The 6,192-nt window shown below is 65.7% G+C and carries 6 protein-coding genes; 3 read left to right on the top strand and 3 right to left on the bottom strand.

Annotated elements, in window-relative coordinates:
- The 3 genes from VL752_RS20255 to VL752_RS20245 all read right to left on the bottom strand — a co-directional run.
- On the bottom strand, positions 1-354 hold a 354-nt coding region (locus VL752_RS20255; RefSeq protein WP_325358103.1), incomplete at its 3' end, for an alcohol dehydrogenase catalytic domain-containing protein.
- A 140-nt stretch (positions 355-494) separates the two neighbouring features.
- Positions 495-1,340, bottom strand: coding sequence for a prephenate dehydratase (locus tag VL752_RS20250; protein ID WP_325358101.1), 846 nt, complete (start codon positions 1,338-1,340; stop codon positions 495-497).
- A complete protein-coding gene (locus VL752_RS20245) occupies positions 1,337-2,065 on the bottom strand; it encodes a 3-deoxy-manno-octulosonate cytidylyltransferase (protein ID WP_325358099.1) in 729 nt (242 codons plus the stop codon). Before VL752_RS20245 ends, VL752_RS20250 begins: the two co-directional genes overlap by 4 nt.
- A gap of 231 nt (positions 2,066-2,296) precedes the next feature.
- Here VL752_RS20245 and VL752_RS20240 point away from each other — a divergent pair, with 231 nt between their 5' ends.
- The 3 genes from VL752_RS20240 (at position 2,297) to VL752_RS20230 (ending at position 6,190) form a co-directional block, all read left to right on the top strand.
- The gene (locus VL752_RS20240) at positions 2,297-3,085 is read left to right on the top strand and encodes an inositol monophosphatase family protein (protein ID WP_325358097.1); all 789 of its coding nucleotides are present in this window, start codon (positions 2,297-2,299) and stop codon (positions 3,083-3,085) included.
- Between the two features lie 158 nt (positions 3,086-3,243).
- Positions 3,244-5,094: an extracellular solute-binding protein gene (locus tag VL752_RS20235; protein ID WP_325358095.1), complete on the top strand. Its 1,851-nt coding sequence runs from the start codon at positions 3,244-3,246 to the stop codon at positions 5,092-5,094.
- A 34-nt stretch (positions 5,095-5,128) separates the two neighbouring features.
- Entirely contained in the window at positions 5,129-6,190 is a 1,062-nt protein-coding gene (locus tag VL752_RS20230; protein WP_325358093.1) for a microcin C ABC transporter permease YejB, read from the top strand.
- The last annotated feature ends 2 nt before the right edge of the window (positions 6,191-6,192 follow it).

The following is a 6,192-nucleotide window of genomic DNA, read 5'->3' as shown; positions in this document are numbered from 1 at the left end:
TTTCCAGCCATGCGCGGTGCCGACGCCGTCTTGCGCATGGTCTCCGTCGAGCGATGCGTTGCTGGTGCCGCTGGGCGTGATCGCGCCCGCGATCACGCGCTGGCCTTCCTTGTAGCCGCGAACGGCAGAGCCGAGCTTCTCGATGATCCCGACGGGCTCGTGTCCCACCGTCAATCCCTTGCGGACCGGGTATTCGCCTTTGAGGATGTGAATGTCGGTGCCGCAGATCGTCGTCGTGGTGACGCGCACCAGGGCGTCGAGCGGACCAATTTCAGGGATGTTCTTTTCGTCGAGCACGATGCGCCCTGGTTCGACGAAGATGGCAGCCTTCATCCTGGCCATGATCTTCTCCATGGAGCTTTCGACACGCAGCTACGCGCGTTCGCAAAATGGGTTCCCGACGGCGTACAACTCGCGCGGAAAACGTTCTCTGGAGGATATCCAAGCGGGGATGCGCGCGGTTTGCGCTGGATCAAGCGCGCACTGCTGAAGCGCTACCGCAACGTTTTCCGGAACGGGTGCGCGGGGTAGACGCCGAGGACTTTGAGCTGGGCGGTGAAGAACTGGAGCTCTTCGAGGGCGAGACGGACGTTGCGCTCTTCGGGGTGGCCTTCGATGTCGGCGTAGAATTGGGTGGCGTTGAACGTGCCTTCGAGCTGATAGGATTCGAGCTTCGTCATGTTCACGCCGTTGGTGGCGAAGCCGCCGAGCGCCTTGTAGAGGGCGGCCGGCACGTTGCGCACGCGGAAGACGAAGCTCGTCATCAACCCGGGCACCTCCTCCGGCGGCAGGCGCGGTTCGCGCGCCGCGACGTAGAAGCGCGTCGTGTTATGGGCCGCATCCTCGACATTCCGCAGCAGGATTTCGAGCCCGTAGAGTTCTGCGGCCAGCGAGGAGGCGACGGCACCGTCCTCGACCTGGCCCCAGCGCGCGATGAGCGCCGCGCTGCCCGCCGTGTCGGCCTCGACCACCGGTTGCATCCCGTGCTCGCGCAGCAGGCGCCGCACCTGGCCGAGTGCCACCGCATGGCTATGAACCCGCCGGATGGTCTCGAGGCTCGATCCCTTCACGCCGAGCAGGCAGTGCTCCACGCGCTCGAAATGTTCCCCGACGATCGCGAGCCCGCTATCGGGGAGCAGGGCGTGGATATCCGGCACGCGGCCGGCGAGCGTGTTCTCGCAGGGCAGCATGGCGAGCTCGGCGCGGCCTTCGCGCACGGCGTCGATCGTGGCCTCGAAGGTCTCGCAGGGCAGGGGGGTGAGTTCCGGGTGAGCCTTGCGGCAGGCAAGGTCCGAATAGGCGCCGGGGACGCCCTGGAATGAAATCGCGCCCTGGCTCATGCCAGAATCCTCCTTGCCCGCTCCAGATCCTCCGGCGTGTCGACGCCGAAGGGGGCTGCCGGCGCGCGGGTGACGCCGATGCGCATGCCGGCTTCGAGCAGTCGGAGCTGCTCCAGGCTTTCGCGCTTTTCGAGCGGCGATTCTGGCAGTGCCACGAAACGGTCGAGTGCCGCGCGGCGATAGGCATAGACGCCGAGATGGTGCCACAGCGGCCCCGGGCCCCAAGGCACCGGCTGGCGCGAGAAATAGAGCGCCGGCGTGATATCCGCGCCGTCCGGAAAGGCGCAGACGGCCTTGACCACGCTGCTCTTGGCGCCTTCTTCGGCGCTTTCGACCGGAACGACGAGCGTGCCGACGTCGAAGGCCGGGTCTTCGAGGGGGGCGAGAACCCGCTGCAACAGGATGGGATCGAGGGTCGGGAAATCGCCCTGAAGGTTGATCACGACGTCGTATCTCCCCTCGCGGTCCAGCGCCTGCAAGGCGGCATGGACACGGTCGGAACCGCTCGGGAGGTCAGGCGCGGTCATCACCGCGGTACCGCCGCCAGCGCGCACCGCCTCGGCGATCTCCTCCTCGGCACAGGCAACGGCAACCGGGCCCACGCCGGCCGCGAGGCCGAGCCGGAGCATATGCACGATCATCGGCGCGTCGCCGATCATGGCGAGCGGCTTGCCGGGAAGACGGGTGGAGCCCATGCGGGCAGGGATGAGGACGATCGGCGTCACGGCACTTCCTGAGCAGCCTCCGCCCGGACCACAGCGCCGCGCGCGAGGCTTCGCTGGTAACCATTCCGGGTGCGGCGGGCAAGCGGACATCCCGCGCAGCACCAATCGCGCAGATGGGACGGCGCTTTCCGTGGGATAATTCCCCGGCGCCGCTTGCCGATCCGCCTCGGCCGTGGTCTCTGGCCGGACAGATCCGGACCTTTTCCGAGACAACGTGAAGCGGACTTCCTGATGCCTGCTCCGATGGACTACCTCGCGGTTGCCCTGGCCGCGGCTGACGCTGCCGCCGAAGCGGTTCGGCCCTATTTCCGCATGGGGATCGAGGCGGACGACAAGGCCGACGACAGTCCGGTGACGCTGGCCGACCGCGCGGCCGAGCAGGCAATGCGCGCGGTATTGGCCGAGCATTGTCCGGACCACGGCATTATCGGTGAGGAATTCGGCGAGACCGCGGGCGGCGCGGACGGGCTTCGTTGGGTGCTGGACCCGATCGACGGCACGCGCGCCTTCATCACCGGCCGCACCACCTTCGGCACGCTGATCGCGCTGCTCGACGGCGACCGGCCGGTGCTCGGCATCATCGACCAGCCGATCACGCGGGAACGTTGGGTAGGTGTCGAGGGGCGCCCCACGGAATTCACGGGCCCCCTGGGCGGACGCATCGGCGGCCGCCGCTGTCCGAGCCTCTCACAGGCCGAACTGTCCTGCACTAGCCCGGATATCTTCTCAGCAGAGACGCGACCCCGGTTCGAGCGCCTGCGGCGTGCCGTGCGTCGCACCAGCTGGGGTGGGGATTGCTACGGCTTCGGACTCCTCGCCCTCGGCCAGATCGACCTCATCGTCGAAGAGGATCTCCAGCCCTGGGACTGGGCGGCACTGGTGCCCGTCATTACCGGGGCGGGCGGCAGCATCACCGACTGGACCGGCGCACCCTTGCGTCTCGGCACGTCGGGCCGGGTCATCGCACTCGGCAATCCGGCGCTCCTGCCGGACGTCATCGGCCAGCTAGAGCGTGATTGAGAGACCGATTTAGACATTGGGTCGAAGCAACCCAAACTCATCGGGCTCTGAGCTGACCAAACCGTCAGCTTGCGGCCATTCCTTGGGTCTTCCGAACGGTGGCGGAAGTCCCCATTAATGCAGGCATTCCCTCACTCCGAAGCCGCAAGGGAGCACGGATGAAGCGACGGACTTTTCTCGGCGCCAGCGCCGGATTGATAACGACGCCGCTGTGGATGCCGCGCCAGGCGGCGGCGCAGACCGTGCCGGCGGGTGGCTACGGCGTGGGCGTGACGGGCCTGCCCGGTCTCCCGGCCGATTTCCAGAATTTCACCTACGTCAATCCAGCGGCGCCGAAGGGCGGGGCCGCGACCTTCAGCGAGGTCGGCGGCTTCGACAGCTTCAACCCCTTCATCATCCGTGGAAACCCTGCGGCCGGCGCGAGCTACTTGTGGGACACACTGTTACGCCCGGCGCTGGACGAGGCAGCCGTGGCGTACGGCCTGCTGGCCGAGACGGTCGCCATCGCACCGGACCATGGCAGCGTCACCTTTACGCTCCGCCCCGAGGCCAAATTCGCCGACGGTTCGCCCGTGCTCGCAAGCGACGTCGTCTGGAGCTACGAGACCCTCTGCAGCAAGGGCCAGCCCTTCTATCAGCAGTATTACGCGGCGGTCGCTTCCGTCGCGGCGAGCGGGGACCGCACGGTCGTCTTTACGCTGAAGCCCGATGCGCCACGCGAAATGCCCCTGATCCTGGGGCAGCTCACGGTGTTGCCGGCAGCGTGGTGGAAGGGGCGGGATTTCACCGCGCCGTTGACCGAGCCGCCGCTCGGCTCCGGCCCCTACAAGATCGAGCGCTCGGCCTTCAACCGCTCCATCACCTACCGCAGGCGTCCGGACTATTGGGCGAAGGAATTGCCCGTCTGCCGTGGCTTCTACAATTTCGACCTGATCACCTACGAGTATTTCGGCGATCCTTCGGTTGCCCTGCAGGGCTTCAAGGCCGGGGATATCGACTTCCGGAACGAGAACATCGCCAAGAACTGGGCGACGGCCTACGATTTTTCGGCTGTGCAGAAGGGGCTGGTGAAGAAGCAGGTCTTCCCCGACCGGCTGCCCGCCGGCCTGCAGGGCTTCGGCATGAACACCCGCCGTGCCATCTTCGCCGATCCGCGCGTCCGCCAGGCCATCGCCTGGGCCTATGATTTCGAATGGGCCAACAAGGTGTTGTTCTACGGCGGCTATGAGCGGACGCTGAGCTACTTCAGCAATAGCGATCTCGCCTGTTCCGGCCTGCCGCAAGGGGCGGAACTGGCCTTGCTGGAGCCGTTTCGCAGCCAGTTGCCGCCCGAACTCTTCACGAAACCCTTCACCCTGCCGGTGAATGACGGCTCGGGAAACAACCGCCCGGCGCTGCTCGCGGCCCTCAAACTGTTGGAGCAGGCTGGCTGGACGGTGAAGGATCGCAAGCTCAGCAATGCCGCCGGGCAGCCGATGAGCTTCGAGATCCTGCTCAACGACCCGTCCTTCGAGCGCGTCACCCTGCCTTACGTGCAGGATCTGAAGCGCCTCGGCATCGAGGTTTCGGTCCGGGCCATCGACCCGTCACAGTATCAAACGCGCATGAATGATTTCGATTACGACATGGCCATCGTGCTCTTTCCGGAATCGGATGTTCCTGGCAACGAGCAGCGCGGTTATTGGGGATCCCAGGCCGCCAAGATCCCGGGGAGCAACAACCTCATGGGCGTGTCGAGCCCGGTGGTGGATGCGATGATCGCGAAGGTCGTGGCGGCGAACGACAGGGTCAGTCTCTACGCCGCGGTCCACGCGCTGGACCGCGTGCTGCTGTGGGGCTGGTACGTGGTGCCGCAATGGCATCTCGGCGCCTATCGCCTCGCCTTCTGGGACGTCTTCGGCTTCCCGACCCAGCCCTTCCGTGCCGGTTTCGATATCGACAGCTGGTGGATCGACCAGGCCAAGGCGGCCATCACCGACCAGCAGCGGCACCATTCGAATGTGGGCTGAGCCGCGCCGCTTTCCGTCGGGGGCGGCCTGATCCATGGCCGGCTATCTCCTCCGCCGCCTCCTCCTCATCATCCCCACGCTCTTCGGCATCATCGCGATCAATTTCGTCGTGGTGCAGTTCGCGCCGGGAGGGCCGGTAGAGCAGGAGATCGCCCAGCTCAAAAGCCATGCCGGGCTGATAGCGGGCGTCGGCGGCAGTGGCCCTCCGAGCGGGGGGATCTATCGGGGCGAGCAGGGCGTCGACCCGCATATGGTGGCGCAGCTGCGCCACATGTTCGGCTTCGACAAGCCGCCGCTGACCCGCTTCTGGATCATGCTGAAAGGCTATCTCACGCTCAACCTGGGCCAGAGCTTCTTCCTCGGCCAGTCGGTCTGGAGCCTGATACTTCAGCGGATTCCGGTCAGCATCTCGCTCGGCCTGTGGTCGACGCTGCTGATCTACCTGATCTCGATCCCGCTCGGCATTGCCAAGGCGACGCGGGACGGCACGCGCTTCGATCTCGTCACCACGCTCATGGTCATGGTCGGTTATGCGATCCCGGGTTTCCTTTTCGCGATCTTCCTGATCGTGCTCTTCGCCGGGGGCACCTTGTTCCAATGGTTCCCGCTGCGCGGCCTGGTCAGCATGGGCTCGGCCTCCTGGAACTGGCCTGCTCGTATCCTCGACTACGGCTGGCATATGGTCCTGCCGACCATCGCGATGGTGGTCGGCGGTTTCGCCAGCCTCACCATGCTGACCAAGAACTGTTTCCTGGAGGAAATCGGCAAGCAATATGTGCTGACCGCCCGCGCCAAGGGGGCGGGCAATCGGCGCGTCCTCTACGGCCACATCTTCCGCAATGCCATGCTGCTCATCGTGGCCGGTTTTCCGGCCGCCTTCATCAGTATCCTTTTCACCTCGGCGTTGCTGATCGAGATCATCTTCTCGCTCAACGGCATGGGGCAGCTCGGCTATCAGGCGGCGCTGCAGCGCGACTATCCGGTGATGTTCGGCACGCTCTACGTTTTTTCGCTGCTCGGCCTCATCATGCAGATCGTGGGCGACATCCTCTATACCGTCGTCGATCCGCGGATCGACTTCTCGGCGCGGCGCTGAGG

Source organism: Acidisoma sp. (genome assembly GCF_035492295.1).
In the GTDB taxonomy this organism is placed as follows: Bacteria; Pseudomonadota; Alphaproteobacteria; order Acetobacterales; family Acetobacteraceae; genus Acidisoma.
This window is presented reverse-complemented; position numbering and strand designations above follow the sequence as displayed.